This is a genomic window from Shewanella donghaensis, assembly GCF_007567505.1.
GTDB classification, from domain to species: domain Bacteria; phylum Pseudomonadota; class Gammaproteobacteria; order Enterobacterales; family Shewanellaceae; genus Shewanella; species Shewanella donghaensis.
This window is the reverse complement of the sequence record NZ_CP041783.1, coordinates 1833498-1850009: the sequence shown is the minus strand read 5'-3', so window position 1 is coordinate 1850009 and position 16512 is coordinate 1833498. Positions and strand designations below refer to the sequence as shown.

At 40.1% G+C, this 16512-nt stretch carries 17 protein-coding genes; 3 read left to right on the top strand and 14 right to left on the bottom strand.

All coding sequences use genetic code 11. The features are described 5' to 3' along the window. Window positions 1-47 precede the first annotated feature (47 nt). The 4 genes from nhaD to FPK91_RS07905 all read right to left on the bottom strand — a co-directional run bounded on the left by nhaD (window position 48) and on the right by FPK91_RS07905 (window position 5705). On the bottom strand, window positions 48-1295 hold the full coding sequence (gene nhaD, locus FPK91_RS07920) for a sodium:proton antiporter NhaD (RefSeq protein WP_144210243.1): 1248 nt from the start codon (window positions 1293-1295) through the stop codon (window positions 48-50). A gap of 199 nt (window positions 1296-1494) precedes the next feature. Beyond that, window positions 1495-2787, bottom strand: coding sequence for a glutamate-1-semialdehyde 2,1-aminomutase (hemL, locus tag FPK91_RS07915; protein WP_144210241.1), 1293 nt, complete (start codon window positions 2785-2787; stop codon window positions 1495-1497). A gap of 27 nt (window positions 2788-2814) precedes the next feature. Further along, a complete protein-coding gene (locus FPK91_RS07910; protein WP_144210239.1) occupies window positions 2815-3834 on the bottom strand; it encodes an aspartate carbamoyltransferase in 1020 nt (339 codons plus the stop codon). A 146-nt stretch (window positions 3835-3980) separates the two neighbouring features. Continuing rightward, window positions 3981-5705: a chloride channel protein gene (locus FPK91_RS07905; RefSeq protein ID WP_144210236.1), complete on the bottom strand. Its 1725-nt coding sequence runs from the start codon at window positions 5703-5705 to the stop codon at window positions 3981-3983. Window positions 5706-5772: 67 nt separating this feature from the next. Between FPK91_RS07905 and FPK91_RS07900 the strand changes: the two genes are divergently transcribed. Continuing rightward, on the top strand, window positions 5773-6486 hold the full coding sequence (locus FPK91_RS07900; RefSeq protein ID WP_193559185.1) for a DUF6776 family protein: 714 nt from the start codon (window positions 5773-5775) through the stop codon (window positions 6484-6486). A gap of 79 nt (window positions 6487-6565) precedes the next feature. Continuing rightward, on the top strand, window positions 6566-6916 hold the full coding sequence (gene erpA, locus FPK91_RS07895) for an iron-sulfur cluster insertion protein ErpA (protein WP_144214254.1): 351 nt from the start codon (window positions 6566-6568) through the stop codon (window positions 6914-6916). Window positions 6917-6983: 67 nt separating this feature from the next. Here the strand turns inward: erpA and FPK91_RS07890 are convergent, their stop codons facing one another. From FPK91_RS07890 to FPK91_RS07870, 5 genes are all read right to left on the bottom strand, one after another. Beyond that, window positions 6984-7445: a hypothetical protein gene (locus FPK91_RS07890; RefSeq protein ID WP_227006715.1), complete on the bottom strand. Its 462-nt coding sequence runs from the start codon at window positions 7443-7445 to the stop codon at window positions 6984-6986. Between the two features lie 5 nt (window positions 7446-7450). Further along, window positions 7451-7837, bottom strand: coding sequence for a DUF2750 domain-containing protein (locus FPK91_RS07885; protein WP_144210234.1), 387 nt, complete (start codon window positions 7835-7837; stop codon window positions 7451-7453). 249 nt (window positions 7838-8086) lie between these two features. Next, window positions 8087-8788 carry an aquaporin Z gene (gene aqpZ, locus FPK91_RS07880; protein ID WP_144210232.1) on the bottom strand — a complete coding sequence of 234 codons (702 nt, stop codon included), beginning with the start codon at window positions 8786-8788 and terminating at the stop codon, window positions 8087-8089. Window positions 8789-9005: 217 nt separating this feature from the next. Next, window positions 9006-10118 carry an anhydro-N-acetylmuramic acid kinase gene (locus tag FPK91_RS07875; RefSeq protein ID WP_144210230.1) on the bottom strand — a complete coding sequence of 371 codons (1113 nt, stop codon included), beginning with the start codon at window positions 10116-10118 and terminating at the stop codon, window positions 9006-9008. 93 nt (window positions 10119-10211) lie between these two features. Beyond that, the gene (locus tag FPK91_RS07870; protein ID WP_144210228.1) at window positions 10212-11750 is read right to left on the bottom strand and encodes a peptidoglycan DD-metalloendopeptidase family protein; all 1539 of its coding nucleotides are present in this window, start codon (window positions 11748-11750) and stop codon (window positions 10212-10214) included. A gap of 124 nt (window positions 11751-11874) precedes the next feature. On the opposite strand from FPK91_RS07870, the gene tyrS reads away from it, so the two are divergent. Continuing rightward, entirely contained in the window at window positions 11875-13071 is a 1197-nt protein-coding gene (gene tyrS / locus FPK91_RS07865) for a tyrosine--tRNA ligase (protein WP_144210226.1), read from the top strand. 116 nt (window positions 13072-13187) lie between these two features. On the opposite strand, the gene FPK91_RS07860 is transcribed toward tyrS, so the two are convergent. From FPK91_RS07860 to FPK91_RS07840, 5 genes are all read right to left on the bottom strand, one after another. Continuing rightward, the gene (locus FPK91_RS07860) at window positions 13188-13673 is read right to left on the bottom strand and encodes a nuclear transport factor 2 family protein (RefSeq protein WP_405127344.1); all 486 of its coding nucleotides are present in this window, start codon (window positions 13671-13673) and stop codon (window positions 13188-13190) included. Beyond that, on the bottom strand, window positions 13674-14300 hold the full coding sequence (locus tag FPK91_RS07855; protein WP_144210222.1) for a trimeric intracellular cation channel family protein: 627 nt from the start codon (window positions 14298-14300) through the stop codon (window positions 13674-13676). Next, window positions 14293-14685, bottom strand: coding sequence for a DUF2721 domain-containing protein (locus tag FPK91_RS07850; RefSeq protein ID WP_144210220.1), 393 nt, complete (start codon window positions 14683-14685; stop codon window positions 14293-14295). Before FPK91_RS07850 ends, FPK91_RS07855 begins: the two co-directional genes overlap by 8 nt. Before the next feature lie 68 nt (window positions 14686-14753). After that, complete coding sequence (locus FPK91_RS07845; protein ID WP_144210218.1) at window positions 14754-15680, bottom strand: cobalamin biosynthesis protein CobD/CbiB; 927 nt, start codon at window positions 15678-15680, stop codon at window positions 14754-14756. Window positions 15681-15791: 111 nt separating this feature from the next. Then, window positions 15792-16484, bottom strand: coding sequence for a 5'-methylthioadenosine/adenosylhomocysteine nucleosidase (locus FPK91_RS07840; protein WP_144210216.1), 693 nt, complete (start codon window positions 16482-16484; stop codon window positions 15792-15794). Window positions 16485-16512 lie beyond the last annotated feature (28 nt).

Below are 16512 nucleotides of genomic sequence, written 5' to 3'. Positions count from 1 at the left end.
ACCAAAAATTGGTGCCTTAGTTGTATTTGAGTCGCAGATAAAATTCTTTAGTTGTGAATTTGGTTTGCTAGCAAAATAGTTAAACCATAGCCAACCGAGTAGCAAAGTAGTAATGCTGGAAAGTATTTCAAATAACTCACAAAAGTGAGCTCTTTTACTTTGCTCATAGCAATAATGCCTGCAGCAGAGCCAATCACCAGTAATGAGCCGCCAACGCCAACTGAGTAGGTTAATCCAAGCCATTGAGCAGTGGTCAGTATTGGGTCTGCTTTTAGTAAAGCTGCTGTGAGAGGGACGTTATCTAAGATCGCTGAACCAACGCCTGCAAAATAATTGGATATAGCTGGGTTATAAAGCCCATAAACCTCAGTCAGTAGCTCTAATGTTCCTATCTCCTTAAGCATTCCTACCAGTAATAAAATCCCCAAAAAGAACAACAAAGTATCAAATTCAACTTGGCGAATATATTCTAATATTTGGACTTCTTCTTTATTGGTGTGGCTTGTATGTCCCACTAAAAACATCACTGATAAACCGCCAAGAAATGTCAGTACCGGAGGAATATCGAATAAGACATTGAAAACCATTGTCATGACTATCGTCACTAAGAAGATTAAGCCAATAACAATATCGATAGTTTTAACGTTTTGTTTAATTGGTGTGGTGCTGACATGGCCTTCTGCCTTTAATGAAAAAAGTACCGCTAGCAACATCACGCTGATCCCTGCTGGTACGAACAATATCAATAACTGCGACATCTGCACTTTTCCCCCAAGAAATATCATTAAGGTTGTTACATCACCGGTTATAAGTGCTACTCCCCCAGAGTTAACCGCAAAGATAATCAATACCGCCATGCGTCGGCGCATTTGGCTATTTAAATTAAACGTGGTCAATAACCCAAGGGAAACCAAGGTCGCAGTGACATTGTCACAAAATGTCGATAAGACGAGTGAAAATAAGCCGACTTGTAGCATTAACATTCGCACGGATACCTGCTGGGGAAATATCTTCTGCACCAGCAGTTGAATCATGCCTTTGGCATTGAGGTAAGCAACGAATGTCATGGTAGACATGAGAAATAACCATAAGGTGGCAATCTCTAACAAATTTTCGTTTAACTCCGCCGCAATGATTTGAGTGTGGTTTGTACCTGCGGCTGAGATGAATAAGGTTATCCATGCAAGACAGCCCAGGAATAGGGTAGATTTGGCTTTATTGATATGGGTGACTTCTTCAAAAACAATACTTAACAAGGCAAGTATTGCTAATGATATTAGAAAGGCTTCTAACATAATGATATTCCACTGCTACTTAGCAAAAAGGGGATTGCTAAAAATGAAAGTAAACAAAGCTAAATTAAGTTTCAATTAAGGTTTGTTATAACGCGCGGATTTCATCACATAAAGTAGGGGGTTGCAACTTAGATCACGTTTTTTAGATGCAAAAAAGGGCTGATAGCAAGCTATCAACCCTTTTTGAAATTTGACTTAATTACATCGCTTTTAAAGCAGCAAAAGCTTTATCTGCAGCAACAAGAGTCATTGCAAGTTCTTCTTCACCATGAGCCATAGATAAGAAGCCTGCTTCATAAGCACTTGGTGCCATGTAAACGCCTTCATCTAACATTAGGTGATAGAAGTTACGGAAGTGATCCATGTTACACTTAGTGACCTGATCGAAGCTCGTAATCGGGCTGGTATCTTCAGTGAAGAAGAAACCGAACATGCCACCAACGTAGTTGATATTTAATGGAATACCGTGCTTATCTGCAGCAGCTTTAAAGCCTAATGCAATACGCTTAGTTTTTGCTGCTAGCTCTTCATAAAGGCCTTCTTTACAAAGGGCTTCCATTTGAGCAAGACCCGCAGTCATAGCAATAGGGTTGCCTGATAAAGTACCTGCTTGGTAAACTGGCCCTGTTGGTGCAATAAACTGCATCACATCTTTACGGCCACCAAAAGCACCGACTGGCATACCGCCACCGATAACTTTACCTAGAGTCGTTAGATCAGGTTTCACATTGTAGTGACCTTGTGCGCCGCTTTTTGAAACGCGAAAACCTGTCATCACTTCATCAATGATCATTAATGCGCCGAACTCATCACAAATAGCGCGCAGACCTTCAAGGAAGCCTTCAACTGGAGGGATACAGTTCATGTTACCGGCAACAGGCTCAAGAATAATACAAGAGATCGTGTCTGGCTGTTGCTCGAAAATAGCGCGAACAGAATCTAGGTCGTTAAATACTGCTGTTAATGTATGCTTAGCAAAATCTTCAGGGATACCTGGTGAACTTGGTTGACCTAGCGTCAATGCACCAGAACCTGCTTTAACTAACAAACAGTCAGCGTGACCATGATAACAACCTTCAAATTTGAGGATTTTGTCACGGTTAGTGAAACCACGTGCTAAACGAATAGCACTCATCGTCGCTTCAGTACCTGAACTTACCATACGAACTTGTTCGATTGATGGCACCATTTCAATAACTTTTTCAGCCATTGTGACTTCAAGCTCAGTTGGTGCACCAAATGAAAGACCATTTTCTACAGCATCTAATACAGCTTGACGAATTTGTGGGTTGTTATGGCCTAAAATCATAGGGCCCCAAGAACCAACATAATCAATGTATTTCTTGCCGTCAGCATCAAAGATATATGCGCCGTCTGCTTTTTCGATGAAAAGCGGCGAGCCACCAACACCGTTAAATGCACGTACTGGAGAGTTAACGCCACCAGGAATTGTTTTTTTAGCCTGTTCAAATAGAGCTTCAGAGCGAGTCATGTATCATCCTTTTAAATCGTTAGCCAATTATCTATCGGCTTTACGTGAATACCAATTAACTGGGCACTCATGCTGTTGTAGTTGATCTTCAACACCAAGTGTTAGAGCAAAAAGCGCCATTCTTATAAGTAAGCCATTATCTGCTTGTCTGAAAACTGCCAGACTTGGATGGCTATTTAAATCATTGTCTAATTCATTAGCTTGAGCGCGAGAGTCTCTAGGTAATGGATGCATAATCACAGTGTTAGATTTACAGTGCTTTGTGTAAATACTGTGATTTAAGCGAAATTTACCGCGATATTTATCCGCTTCATCTTGAGAAGGGAATCGCTCTTCCTGAATTCGAGTCAAATAGAGTATATCAGCTTGATGTAAATTGCCTTCGAGCTGGTCTGTAATTGTGATCTTATGACCAGCATTTTCAATGTCATTGATCACATAGTCAGGCATTGATAGCTCAGCTGGTGAAATTAATGTGAACTTCACATCTTTATACATGCATAACAAGCGAGATAAAGAGTGGACAGTACGACCATGTTTTAAGTCGCCCACCATCGCAATATGCATGCCGCTAATATCTTGGCCATGATGACTAAGCTCTTTTTGAATGGTAAATAAATCCAATAAAGCTTGAGTCGGGTGTTCATTTGAACCATCACCGCCATTAATCACTGGCACACGACTGCCTTCAGCAAATTCCTTAACTGAAAACTTTTCAGGGTGACGCATGGCGATTACATCTGAATATGTCGAGAGTACACGAGCGGTATCGTATAGAGATTCACCTTTAGATAATGACGAAGATGCCATTCCTGTGGTTTCTCTTACGTTGCCGCCTAAAAGGTTAAACGCACAACCGAAGCTGACTCGGGTACGTGTACTAGGCTCGAAAAACAAATTACCTAAAATCGCACCTTCAAGCACTTTTGTTCGCTTTTCACGAAGTGCATAAGGGGTCATTTTATCGGCAACATTAAAAATAGTGTTGATAGCATCAATATCCAGTTGGTTAACTGAAAGGATGTGAGAACCTGTAAACTGTGTCATCAGCCTGAATTTCCAATTATTAGGAGAGTAAATAGAACTATTTACCCTGTATTTGAGTAGGGTGGCTGAGAAGAGATTTTAACAGAGAGTGGCGCAATATTAAATCATGCTAATGATTATTTATCGTATTTTCTAACTGGCGCTAATTAAACTTGTCCAGAACGCAGCTCTTGCCATAAATTAGACCAACTGATCACACCAACAATATTGTTGATATTATTACGATAAATATAAACTTCACCACTGCGCTTAATGGATAATATCTCGTAAACTTCACTTAAGGTCGCCGTATCGGGAACCCCTTGCATTAAATGGCGAGAAAGAGTGGTGTTATCTTCAAATGACTGCATTTCAAGACTGAGCATTTCAATTTGAGACTCGGCATTACGTACCATGACAGGTCGTCCTTCGGCGCGTTTCATGACTTCCAATAAGAGTTCATTGTCATCATTAACCACCACAAAACGTTTATCCATTAATGCACGAACGCCTTTCTTTTGTAAGCCAAGATTTACAGGAGGGATCTTATAACCCAATCCCATAATTTCAAGTTGTTTAAGAAACACTGAGCTGGTATTAAAACCTTGGTAAGCGATCAAGAAAGCAGGAATGGTAACGAACATTGCAGGCAAAATAATTGAAGCATCATTGGTGAGTTCTAATAATGCCACCAACGCGGCGAGCGGCGCACTTAAACACACGCCCATCATTGCTGTCATTCCTATGACGGTGTAAAGACCGACATAAGGTGCAATCGATGGGAAAAACATGGCGCTGACTAATGCCAATATAGCGCCGATTAAAGCGCCAATGCCATATAACGGGCCAATTAATCCTCCTGGGACACCGAAACTAATTGCGGCAACGGTTGCTATGACCTTGCCTATCAATAAAGCGATTAAAAACCATAGGCTGGGATTTTCACTTACCGCAGTTAAAATAGCTAAATCGCCAGAACCCAATGCTTGGGGTAAAACTAGCCCAACTAACGTGGTGACAGTTCCTGCAATCATTAATCTGTAAATTAATGGCCAATGTTGCCCAATTGCGGTCATTTTGAGTAACAAGTGGTTAAAGCCCGCTGCCGCGCAACCTAATACCACGCCGCCGATGGCCAAAATAGGGTAATGGTCAAGTGGGATCCGAGTGACGCTAATTAAGTCGTACTCATGAATATTACCAAACACCAGTTGGCTTGACACCGCGCCGCAAATGGCTGAAAGCATAATGGGGAAGAAGTAATGAATTTTGTATTCTCTGACAATGACCTCAAATACAAATAATACCGCCGCTAAAGGTGCATTAAAAATTGCAGCTATTCCAGCTGCAATACCACTGGCACACATAATGCGTACGCTGTTGTCGGGGAGTTTAAATTTTTCGGCTAAGAAACTGGCACTTACTGCGCCCAAATGAATCGCTGGGCCTTCTTTACCTACTGAGAAATTAGCGACTAAAGCGATGAGCGCTTGAAAAAATTGTCCTGCGGCTGACTGAAGCGGCACTTTACCGTAATGTAATTTGAAACGATGTAATACATAAGCGATGCCCATTCTGCGGTAACGCTTAGAGCCAATGCCTGCAACAAGCCAAATCAATAAAGCACCTATTATTGGCAGGTACGTTCGCCAGTCGCTTACTATATGACTAAATTCAGTCGCTTCAGGTATTGTGTAAAGTTGTGCCCAATTAAGCGCTAATCGGAATAAGATGATGACCCCTGATGCTATAAGGGCAAATAACAGCGCTAACGCACAAAGTTGCACGCTTATATTCGCTTGAGAAAGTTTATCTCTCAATTCATCACGAAGGTATTTGCGTGTTGCTGCTTTGGCGTGAATAATAGCGGCTCTGCTAAACTTTATTTGCACAGTATTGCCTAACTTCCGTTTGTGGGCATATTGTTGTCATTGTATTTTATTAAAGGCTTGTTACCTAATGTTAAATTACCATCGGTTACTGGATCGCTTAAAGGTTTTAGAGCGTAAAAAGCGCACTTCAGGGCTGTATTTATTTGGACTTATTATAATTAGTTTTACAATAGGGGTGTTAAGTCAAAACTTTTTAATTTCTGAAGTGATCGAACCAGTAAAAGAAGCTGAAGAAATACAGATTTTAAAAACAGATTTAAAGAAACAATCTCATGTCGTTTCAAGGTTAGAAATCGCATTGGATATTTCAAAAGAAGCCAATTCCAATATGCAGCAAATGTTCAAAAAACAATTGCTGGAACAAAAGAGTATTGAGCAAGAGTTAGCTTTTTATCGCAGCTTAGTTTCTCCAGAAAAGGAAGTCGCAGGGGTCGCAATTCACGGTGTTGAACTTACTCCTGGAATAACCGCGAATAGTTACCAACTACGATTGATTTTAACCCAACTGCAAAAACGTAAAAGTAGCGTCAAAGGCATTGCTGATATTGTGTTGGTGGGTTTACAAAATGAGCAACAAGTAGAAATTTCTTTGAATGATTTAGACATAGAAAAATTCAATTTTAGTTTTCGATATTTTCAAGTATTTGATACTGAGATTAGCTTACCTGAGGGGTTTGCTTTACAGCGAGTGAAGGCCGCTGTGCAAGTCACTGCATCACGTGGCGTAAAAGGTGGACTTATTGAACAAACGTTCGATATCGCTGAGTTACTAGAAAGCTAAAAAAGAACTAAGGGTAATACTTGAACAAATTAGTCAGGTAATAGATAATCCCGATCAGAAACTGAAGTTAGAGGTAGTAATGACTGAACAAACAGATGCAGCAATGCCTATTCAATTTACTGATGCTGCGGCAACCAAAGTTAAAGGGCTCTTGGAAGAAGAAGAGAACCCTGAGTTAAAACTTCGAGTTTACGTAACTGGAGGTGGTTGTTCAGGTTTCCAATATGGTTTTACTTTCGATGAAAAAGTTAACGAAGGTGATTTCACTATTGAAAAGCAAGGTGTACTCCTTGTTGTCGACCCTATGAGCCTTCAATATTTAGTTGGCGGTGAAGTTGACTATACATCAGGTTTAGAAGGGTCACGTTTCTTCGTGAAAAACCCAAACGCAACGACCACCTGTGGTTGTGGTGCAAGCTTCTCAGTGTAATGCTTAAACTGAACCAAATAAAAAGCCGTCTTGCGACGGCTTTTTTGTATCTAAAACTCTTAGCAATTTAACTAATAATATTAAAGTTCATTCGTGGTTTAAACCACTTGAATACTTTTTTGTTAAAGCTAATCCATACCTGGATCAGCGCTAGAATAATCAACACTGTAAATATAACCCAATCAGCTAACACCATTTGCACAAACCCCAAGTTGACCGTCGTTGGTCCTGCTACAAGGTTTTCTGGATCATACATAATGACAGGTAGCATGCTATATAAAGCTAATTGCAAAATAGCGTAGCCTCTTAGCATATATAAAGCCGCCTTTTGACGCCCCGTAATACCTAACACCATCATTAAGGTGAGTACACAAAGTAATACGCCTTGCTCAGCCATGAGTCCACTGACAGATGAAACAACATAAACGATCAATAATGCAATTAATCGTTTTGGTAGAGTGGGCTTTACCTGCTGCTCTTCTGTTGATTCCACTGCTGTTAACTCAGTTGTTATATTTTTATCTGTCATATTTTCTAATGCTTAGAAGTATTTTTTGGGGTCAAACGTGCATTGACTTCATATGGTGGAATCACGACACCTAAGTCATCTTGAACTGGGAAGACAGCAATAAATAAATCATCTTCTTCCATGCCGCTAACCCAACGCTCTTGGAATTCATTCAGTGGGATTGATAAAGGTTCGCAATCGCTCCACTCATCGATAGCCCATAATTTTGCAGCATCTTCTGATGGCCACATTGGAATACAATCTTCGTCTTCAGTCGTTAGCATAACGCAACCATCTTGATCCTGAAGGCTCCAGATTTGCTGTTCTTGTTTAACTTGTTCAACAAGGTAATCGTAACGGGCTTCTGGTGTCATATTTAATTGGTCAGCAATAGATTTTGGTTTGTTACTCATGATGGTTTCTCATTGAAAATTTAATGGGTTGCGATATAGGCTAAATAGAAAGCTGTTTGAAGTAATAACTTCAATTCTAATACCGTCGGTGGCTCATGATAACATCGACTTTTAGAATCAAAAAGAAAAGAGCACCCAAGGTGCTCTTTTATTATAAATCGTTTTATTTAAAGTCTGTGTTTCACCCATGTTAGCCAGTTGTTTATTCGATGACTAATTCTAAAGACTCGAAGATTTGTCGTTAGTTATTTAGTTTTCCGCAGGTTTTTCAAAAAAGCGATAAATCATACCAGCCAATATAGCGCCAACAATCGGGGCTACCCAGAATAACCACAATTGTGATACCGCCCAATCACCAACAAATAATGCCGGCCCAGTACTACGAGCAGGGTTCACGGATGTATTTGAAACAGGGATACTGATTAAATGGATTAAGGTCAAACCAAAACCAATCGCAATAGGTGCAAAACCTGCTGGTGCACGTGAGTCAGTGGCGCCTAGAATGATTAATAAGAAGAATAGGGTCATGACCACTTCACAGATCAGTACCGACATCATGCTGTAACCACCAGGAGAGTGCTCACCAAAACCATTTGATGCAAATCCACCTGCTAAACTAAAGCCATCTTGTCCACTGGCGATAAGGAATAAAATGCCCGCACCAGCTATACCACCAGCAACCTGAGCAACAATGTAAGGGGCTAACTGTGACGCTGGGAATCTTCCTCCAGCCCAAAGACCAAAAGATACCGCAGGGTTTAGATGACAACCTGAAATATGACCGATGGCAAAAGCCATAGTCAGGACAGTTAAACCGAATGCCAAAGCGACACCCAATAGGCCAATACCGACATCAGGAAATGCCGCCGCTATCACCGCACTACCACAACCACCTAACACTAACCACAATGTGCCTAAAAACTCTGCCAACATCTTTTGCTGAATACTCATTTAACTTTCCTTATTAAAATTGAATACTTCTTCATGAATAATAATTAATGACTCCAATGAGTTAAGCAGTAAATGCTATTTAATACAATGCTGTTTATATGAAAATTTCAGAGGCGTGGGTATTTAAAGGAAATATGCAGAGCAAGTAAGTGACTAGCGCAAGGGCGAATCACTTGTTCAGTAAGCTGACGGTTTACGGCATTGCTGACTGCGGATTTTATGCCGCGCTATAAAAACTTCCCAGTATGGCAGCACGACTTGCTCCAGTAACAACAGGTAAGTTAGCTGTTAGTCCTAAATGATGCCTCATTGCAAGCCAGGCGAAGGCGATACCTTCAACCCATTTAGGATCGATTCCTATGGCAGATGTGGTCGAGAGTGTTAAATTTGGCATTAATAGCGCTAATCTGCGCATTAATTCTGTATTTAATGCACCTCCGCCACAAACAAAAGCATCGCCAGATTGAGTCAATTTATTAATGTCATTGGCAATACTATGGCAAGTTAAATCCAGTAGCGTTGATTGAATATCTTCAAGAGATAGATGAGAATAATTAGCCAGTTGTTGTTCTAACCAAGCCTGATTAAATAACTCTCTGCCAGTGCTTTTAGGATAACCCATGGCAAAATAAGGGTGTGTTAACAGGTGAGCCAAAAACTCTGGATTTGTTTTACCAGATGCAGCCCATTGACCTGACTCATCAAAACTTAATTGTTGTTCTTGCAGAATAAACGCATCCATAAGGGTATTGCCTGGACCAGTATCAAAACCCACTACTTGATTGGATTCTCCTGGAAGGTAAGTAATATTAGCAATACCGCCAATGTTAAGAATGACTCTTGGTGTATTTTCTTTTGCGAAGCTAGCTTGATGAAAGGCTGGAACTAAAGGCGCACCTTGGCCACCAAGGGCAATATCTTTTCTTCTAAAATCAGCAATGACGTTAATACCCGTTTCAACCGCAATGGTTTCAGGATCACCAATTTGTAGTGTGAACCCATGTTCAAGGTTGGGCATATGGCGAATAGTTTGCCCATGACTGCCTATCGCTATAACGGCAGACTTATCGATATCAGCGATGGTCAAAAGCTCATTAACCGCTTTGGCAAAGAGTAAGCCCATGCTTCTATCCATACGTCCCATAATATTGATTTCGTCACTGTTAGGCGAACAAAGGCGATGCAATTGACTTAATACATGCTCTGGTATTTCAATCGTATGACTAGCGATTAATTTGGTTTGGTTATCTTGAAATTCGACGAGCACCGCATCAACACCATCCATACTGGTGCCTGACATTAAACCGATAAAATATTGGGGTTGAGGCATCAAGGACACTCTTTGGTATGTTTGATTGTGGACTAGTGGAATACTAGCCTAATATTTAAAAAAATGACTAGGCTAGATATATAATTTATTCAACTAATTATTGGCGACATGTAATTGTTTGTTTTGCTTGATTTTAGCCATAATTTGCTTACTCAATGCAGCAAACTTTGATTTCTCTTTTTTATCAATTGGCTGAGATTTAGGTAACTTAATGGTTCTTGGGTTTCTATGCACACCATTTACAATAAATTCATAATGTAAGTGTGCGCCAGTAACACGGCCTGTTTTACCTAATGTACCGATAATTTCTCCTTGCTTAACGGTATCACCACGCTTCACTTTACGTTTGTTTAAATGCAGGTATTTAGTGGTATAAGTATCATTGTGCTTAATAAAAACATAATTACCGTTATATTGGTTGTAGCTAGCTTCAACAACTTTACCGCGACCAGCAGCTTTAATTGGGGTGCCGATAGCAGCGACATAATCGACGCCTCTATGTGCTCTTACTTGTCCTGTCACCGGGTGTAATCTACGGGGGTTAAAGCTAGAACTGACATATTTAAAGTCAACTGGAGAGCGAAGGAATGCTTTACGCATGCTATTACCTGATTCGGAGTAATACTCGCCATCAGTATATCTAACTGCGGTATAGCGCTCACCTTGGTTGAAGAACTCTGCAGCTAAGATATTCCCAGTACCGATAAATTGTCCATCAACAAATTCTTCTTCAAACATCAATGAGAAATGATCGTCTGCGCGAATATCTAAGGCGAAATCTATATCCCAACCAAAAATGTTGGCCAATTGCATAATGTGATTAGCAGATAAACCCGCTGTTGCAGCCGCATTCCAAAAGTTGCTACTAATGTTTGCTGTTACAAATTTAGTTTCTAAAGTTATGGTTTTAACATTTACTTTTTCTTCAAACTTATCATTTAGTTTTGAAATCAGCAGGGTAGAGACTTTATCCATTTTATAACTGATTTGTGTCACTTCATCTAACGAATCTTTAGAGACAACAATCTCTTCGCCGGGCATGATTTTTAATAAGTTCTTTTTTGATACTGGTAAACGGGTGATTTGATAAACATCTTTAGGTGTTAAGCCCGCTCTATTAGCTAATCCGCCAAAAGTATCCCCTTTCGCGACTTTAAATGTTTTGTGTGACAGTAAGTCGGCTTCACGATAAGGCACTGTACTCTCAACGTTTATTACGGTTGCTTCATCAGCATTGAGCAAAGGATTTAAATCCGCAATTGGGTTACTGTCTTTTGAAGGCGTTAACCCTGAGTTGGCTTGATTAGATGTTACGCGGTTATTTTGCAAGCTTGAATGTGCCGCTGAATTTTGCCCTGATGGCGCAGTTGGCGTTCTAAAGGCAAGTGGGACTGAATATTCTGTTTGTTTGTTTTGGCTTTTCTCTTGGTTTTGTTTCTCAATTTCGTCATCAGATGAGGCCGCTAAACCAACACGTGCTGAGATATCCACTGTACCAGATGTTATCTGTGTTGAGGTTTGCGCACTATCAGAAGGGAATAACACGATTATTATCGTGAAAATAACTAATAAACTTAGTGCTATTTGGTGCGCTTTGGGCAGTAATTTGAATAAAGTGATTAGCTTTGACATCGACCTAGGTACCAATTTCTCTTTTTCGTTATTATCCCCTTAGTGTACACACTTTCATTTACCGTGGCTAACAAGTAACATAGGCGTCTTATTTTTTATCCAAGCTCCAGGAGTAGGTGCCGAAATGGCTGATTTAGACCAAGTATTAGCAGAAATTAAACGTGGTACCGACGAAATATTAGTCGAGTCAGATCTGCTAGCAAAACTTAAAGAAGGGCGTCCTTTAAGAATTAAACTAGGTGCAGATCCAACCGCTCCAGATATTCATTTAGGTCACACTGTTATTCTGAACAAGATGCGTGCATTTCAAGAGTTAGGTCACGAGGTTATTTTCCTTATTGGTGACTTTACTGGCATGGTCGGTGATCCAAGCGGTAAGAACAGCACTCGTCCTCCATTAACACGTGAGCAAGTGTTAGCGAATGCTGAAACGTATAAAGAGCAGGTTTTCAAAATCCTTGATCCTGTTAAGACGCGTATCGAATTCAACTCAAGCTGGTTAGAGCCATTAGGTGCTGCTGGTATGATCCGTTTAGCATCAAAGCAAACAGTAGCTCGCATGATGGAACGTGATGATTTTAAAAAGCGTTATGCTGGTGGCCAGTCAATTGCGATTCACGAGTTTATGTACCCTTTATTGCAAGGATACGATTCAGTAGCATTAAAAGCGGATGTTGAATTAGGTGGTACAGACCAAAAATTTAACTTGCTAATGGGCCGTGAACTTCAAAAAGCGGAAGGCCAAAAGCCACAAACCGTTATTATGATGCCATTACTTGAAGGTTTAGATGGCGTTAAGAAAATGTCTAAATCAGCGCATAACTATATTGGTGTGAGTGAGCCTGCAAATGAAATGTTTGGCAAAATCATGTCAATTTCTGATGACCTAATGTGGCGTTATTATGAATTGTTGTCATTCCGTCCATTGGCTGAGATTGAGCAATTCAAGCAAGATGTTGAAAATGGCTTAAACCCACGTGATATTAAAATTGCTTTAGCTAAAGAAATTATCGCGCGTTTTCATGATCAGCAACAAGCCGACGCAGCTCATCAAGCCTTTATTGACCGTTTTCAAAAGGGGGCTATCCCTGATGATATCGAAGAAGTTGAATTAGAAGCAGCAGAAGGGATAGCGATTGCTAACTTACTTAAAAATGCTGGCTTGGTAGGTTCTACATCTGACGGTATGCGTATGGTTAAGCAAGGCGCCGTTAAAATGGATGGTGAGAAGCTAAGCGATACTCGTCAACTATTTAATGCTGGAACGACTGCAGTATTCCAAGTGGGCAAACGTAAGTTTGCTAAAGTGACTCTTGTTTAATTAAAGCTTGTTTAAGTAACTTTGTTTAATTGAAGCTTGTTTAATCGAGCTACCCATTAAACACAAAAAACGACTCTTTTGAGTCGTTTTTTTATGGGATGTTTAAATCAACAGCGTTACTGTGATTCCAGTTGATCAGACATGGTTTGATAGTCCATCAAGTCAATTTGCTCAGTCATCCGCTCTGTTTTCATGTCAAACTTTAACGTCGTCACACCGGGAACGGCAATTTCAATTATCTTTCCTGGTTTACCAAATTGGTCTCCAGGACCACGAAGATGATAATTGCCAATCAATACGATAAGGGAGCCGGTATTGAACATATGCTCAATATTGAATTGATACTCTAGAATACCTTCGTGAGCGCGTTCAAAAAAATCTATGATATTTCTAGCACCGGTATACTTAACATTGGCAGTCTTATCAAAAAATACACTGTCACGGTTATAAAACCGTCTTAGGTTTTGATAATCATGATCGGTTAATGCTTTTATGTATCGCACTGCCAATTGTTGTTCCTTTGGCATGTCGCCTATATTGGCGCTAACCGAAAAGCTCCACAGACCCGTGAGTAACAAGCTTATTAAAAGAATTATTCGCACTTAAGGCCTCTTACTTTTTAAATCAAACGCCGGTAAAGATAGATGCCAGCGGATTGCGCTCAGACGGATAATCAAAGTACTCAACATGGCAAAGAATAATGCGCTGACGCTATCCATGCCAACGTTAATACTCAAGGTGTAACAAATTCCACCAACAATGGATGCGGTTGCATATATTTCTGTACGTAGCACCATGGGAACTTGCTGACATAACAGGTCACGAATAATCCCGCCGCCAACACCAGTGATTAAGCCCATGATAACAGCTGACATACCTGATAAACCTAACATTAAGGCTTTCTCAGCACCAATCACGGTGAAAAGAGCCAACCCCAATGCATCAGCTATTGGTAAGGTTATTTTGGGTAATTTGTGTGGTTTTCTGACTAAAACGAAACAAGCTAAAACCGTGGCTAAAATAACAATGATGTAATTCGGGTCGCTTATCCAAAATACTGGGGTCGAGCCAATAAGTGCATCACGGATACTGCCACCGCCAATCGCTGTCACTGACGCTAAAACAATAACCCCGAACGGATCCATCTTATGCTTACCTGCAGCAAGCGCCCCAGATAAAGCGAATACGGCAGTGCCGCATAAATCAAAAAAGTAAATCCATTCAATCATTACTGAGCTCTTTTAAATGAATATTGAGTGCATCTACTGAAATACGGATTTCGATCACTGACAAGATTAGTGAGTAGAGTAGAAACAGTAAACTGATACCAAATATGATTGAGCCAGTATGAAAAAAGCCGATATATATAAAAATCATGCTCACAACACAAATGGCGAAGCTGATCACGCCAGCTTCTTGCATTCGACGGATAATGCTAATGCGCTGTCTGAGGTTTTTGATTTGTTCATTATTGATAGGCTTACCTGATGAACTGAGACTTCTGATTAACGCTGCCAATGAGAAAAAACGGTTGGTATAGGCTAATAGCAATAATGAAATCGCAGGAAACAATAAACCTGGCGTGGTTAACGAAATTTGCAGGTTATCTAACAAAAGGAGCGCCTCTAGATGGAACAACAGAAATGATTAAGCTGGGTATAATAACCTTTTTAAAAACAAAATTACATCGATTGAAACCATCTAAGTGTCGTCCATATTATTGGAATCGCGATAGTAAATGATATCCAAAATGTAACAGCCCATGAGGTTAGACTAATGGCATTTTCAATATCTTTTATTACAGGCATTCTAGATTGATTGATTTTGTTTATGTCTATTCGTTGTTCAGTGCCTGAAAAGTTCATTTTCTGTGGGCCACCCAGTTCAACTTCTAAAATTTTACTGCCAATAAATAAACTTGAGTAACCATAAACACCTAAACTGTGCTTGGGTTGCTTAAACAAGGTTGATAAGTTTTTTACGCCACCTTGTAAAACTAAGGTGATGTTCCAAAGGGCGCAAGGCAAAGCAAAAATCATTCTATTTAAAGCATAAATCGCCGCACTAAAGTAACGATATTGGGGAGCATAGTTTGGCCAGCAATGTTCTAGTTGTTTTAAAAGATGTAAAAACAGCACTAATGGCGCTCCACCAATAGCAAAAAACAATATGGTCGCGACAGTGCCGTAACTCGGACTAATCAGTAGTCTTTCAATCGTGGCTTTGCATATGCCAATGTCTGATAGCTGATTAGTTTGTTGTGCAAGCCAAGGGGTTAACAGTTTACGAGCCTGAGGTTTATCTTTGTCTTCAAGGGCATTGATTACGTCACTGGCTACGGGTTTGAAACCAGCATCACTAATACAAAAATAAAGCAGAACAAAATCGAAAAACCAAGGGTAGGCGGCAAGGGATAAAATAAAATATACTACAAACCACAGAGGGAAAATCAGTAATATACTAGCTAAAAGGCCTGCAATAAATTGCTGTTTATGTGAGCGCTGTGGATGATTGACCTTAGCACTTAATTGTTTTGCTAAAAGGTGAAAAAAGACAATGGGTTGCATTTGTCTAGGAATCGGCGCCACTCTGGAAATGAGTAACGCCATAAAAAGCACCAAACTGTTTTGAAGGAAATTACCATCAACGTTAATAAGTTGTTCGTAAAAAGAGCTTTCAAACAAAGTAATGGCTGCCTTTAGTCAATAAGAGTTAACTGATTATAGCTGCTTTAAAAGCGCAATAACCATTAGTGCAGAATAATGACCGGCTTTAACAATGTAAGAGTCAAAATCCACTGGAGAATCATTATTGGCATTATCTGATAATGAACGTATAACAACAAATGGTACTTCAAATTGATGACAAACTTGAGCAATAGCGGCAGCTTCCATTTCACAAGCCGCCATGGTTGGGAAGTTAGCTAACATCACTTTTGTTCTTTCTGGATCGCATATGAAGCTATCACCTGTCGCGATTAAGCCTTCAATCACTTTTGCTTCACCTAACGATGAAATTGCCGCTTTTGCAGCGGTCACGAGTTTTGCATCAGGGATAAAGGCTGCTGGTTGAGACGCCATTTGACCAATCTCATAACCAAAGGCTGTGACATCAACATCATGATGACGTACTTCAGATGAAATAACGATATCGCCAATGTTTAAACTGTCAACGAAACCACCGGCTGAACCAGTGTTGATAACTGCATCGACTTTAAAATTATTAATCACTAGTGTGGTGGCAATGCTGGCTGCAACTTTACCTATTCCAGAGCGTGTCACTACAACATCTTGACCAGATAATTGACCTTCAACAAACTCAATACCTGCGGTTGTTGAGTGGACTGGATTAGTCATAGATTCAATAAGGTGAGCAACTTCAGGTTCCATTGCACCGATAATAGCGATTTTCATAGTTAGTATCTCAAACAGTTCATAACAA

What these genes read in the sequence shown, in the direction of transcription:
- FPK91_RS07910 (WP_144210239.1), bottom strand. Translation starts at nt 3,834, where the DNA reads ATGACACAGTTTACAGGTTCTCACATCCTTTCAGTTAACCAACTGGAT.
- FPK91_RS07875 (WP_144210230.1), bottom strand. Translation starts at nt 10,118, where the DNA reads ATGCCTCAACCCCAATATTTTATCGGTTTAATGTCAGGCACCAGTATG.
- FPK91_RS07870 (WP_144210228.1), bottom strand. Translation starts at nt 11,750, where the DNA reads ATGTCAAAGCTAATCACTTTATTCAAATTACTGCCCAAAGCGCACCAA.
- FPK91_RS07840 (WP_144210216.1), bottom strand. Translation starts at nt 16,484, where the DNA reads ATGAAAATCGCTATTATCGGTGCAATGGAACCTGAAGTTGCTCACCTT.
- FPK91_RS07900 (WP_193559185.1), top strand. Translation starts at nt 5,773, where the DNA reads ATGTTAAATTACCATCGGTTACTGGATCGCTTAAAGGTTTTAGAGCGT.
- FPK91_RS07890 (WP_227006715.1), bottom strand. Translation starts at nt 7,445, where the DNA reads ATGACAGATAAAAATATAACAACTGAGTTAACAGCAGTGGAATCAACA.
- FPK91_RS07885 (WP_144210234.1), bottom strand. Translation starts at nt 7,837, where the DNA reads ATGAGTAACAAACCAAAATCTATTGCTGACCAATTAAATATGACACCA.
- tyrS (WP_144210226.1), top strand. Translation starts at nt 11,875, where the DNA reads ATGGCTGATTTAGACCAAGTATTAGCAGAAATTAAACGTGGTACCGAC.
- nhaD (WP_144210243.1), bottom strand. Translation starts at nt 1,295, where the DNA reads ATGTTAGAAGCCTTTCTAATATCATTAGCAATACTTGCCTTGTTAAGT.
- erpA (WP_144214254.1), top strand. Translation starts at nt 6,566, where the DNA reads ATGACTGAACAAACAGATGCAGCAATGCCTATTCAATTTACTGATGCT.
- aqpZ (WP_144210232.1), bottom strand. Translation starts at nt 8,788, where the DNA reads ATGAGTATTCAGCAAAAGATGTTGGCAGAGTTTTTAGGCACATTGTGG.
- FPK91_RS07845 (WP_144210218.1), bottom strand. Translation starts at nt 15,680, where the DNA reads ATGGCGTTACTCATTTCCAGAGTGGCGCCGATTCCTAGACAAATGCAA.
- FPK91_RS07855 (WP_144210222.1), bottom strand. Translation starts at nt 14,300, where the DNA reads ATGATTGAATGGATTTACTTTTTTGATTTATGCGGCACTGCCGTATTC.
- hemL (WP_144210241.1), bottom strand. Translation starts at nt 2,787, where the DNA reads ATGACTCGCTCTGAAGCTCTATTTGAACAGGCTAAAAAAACAATTCCT.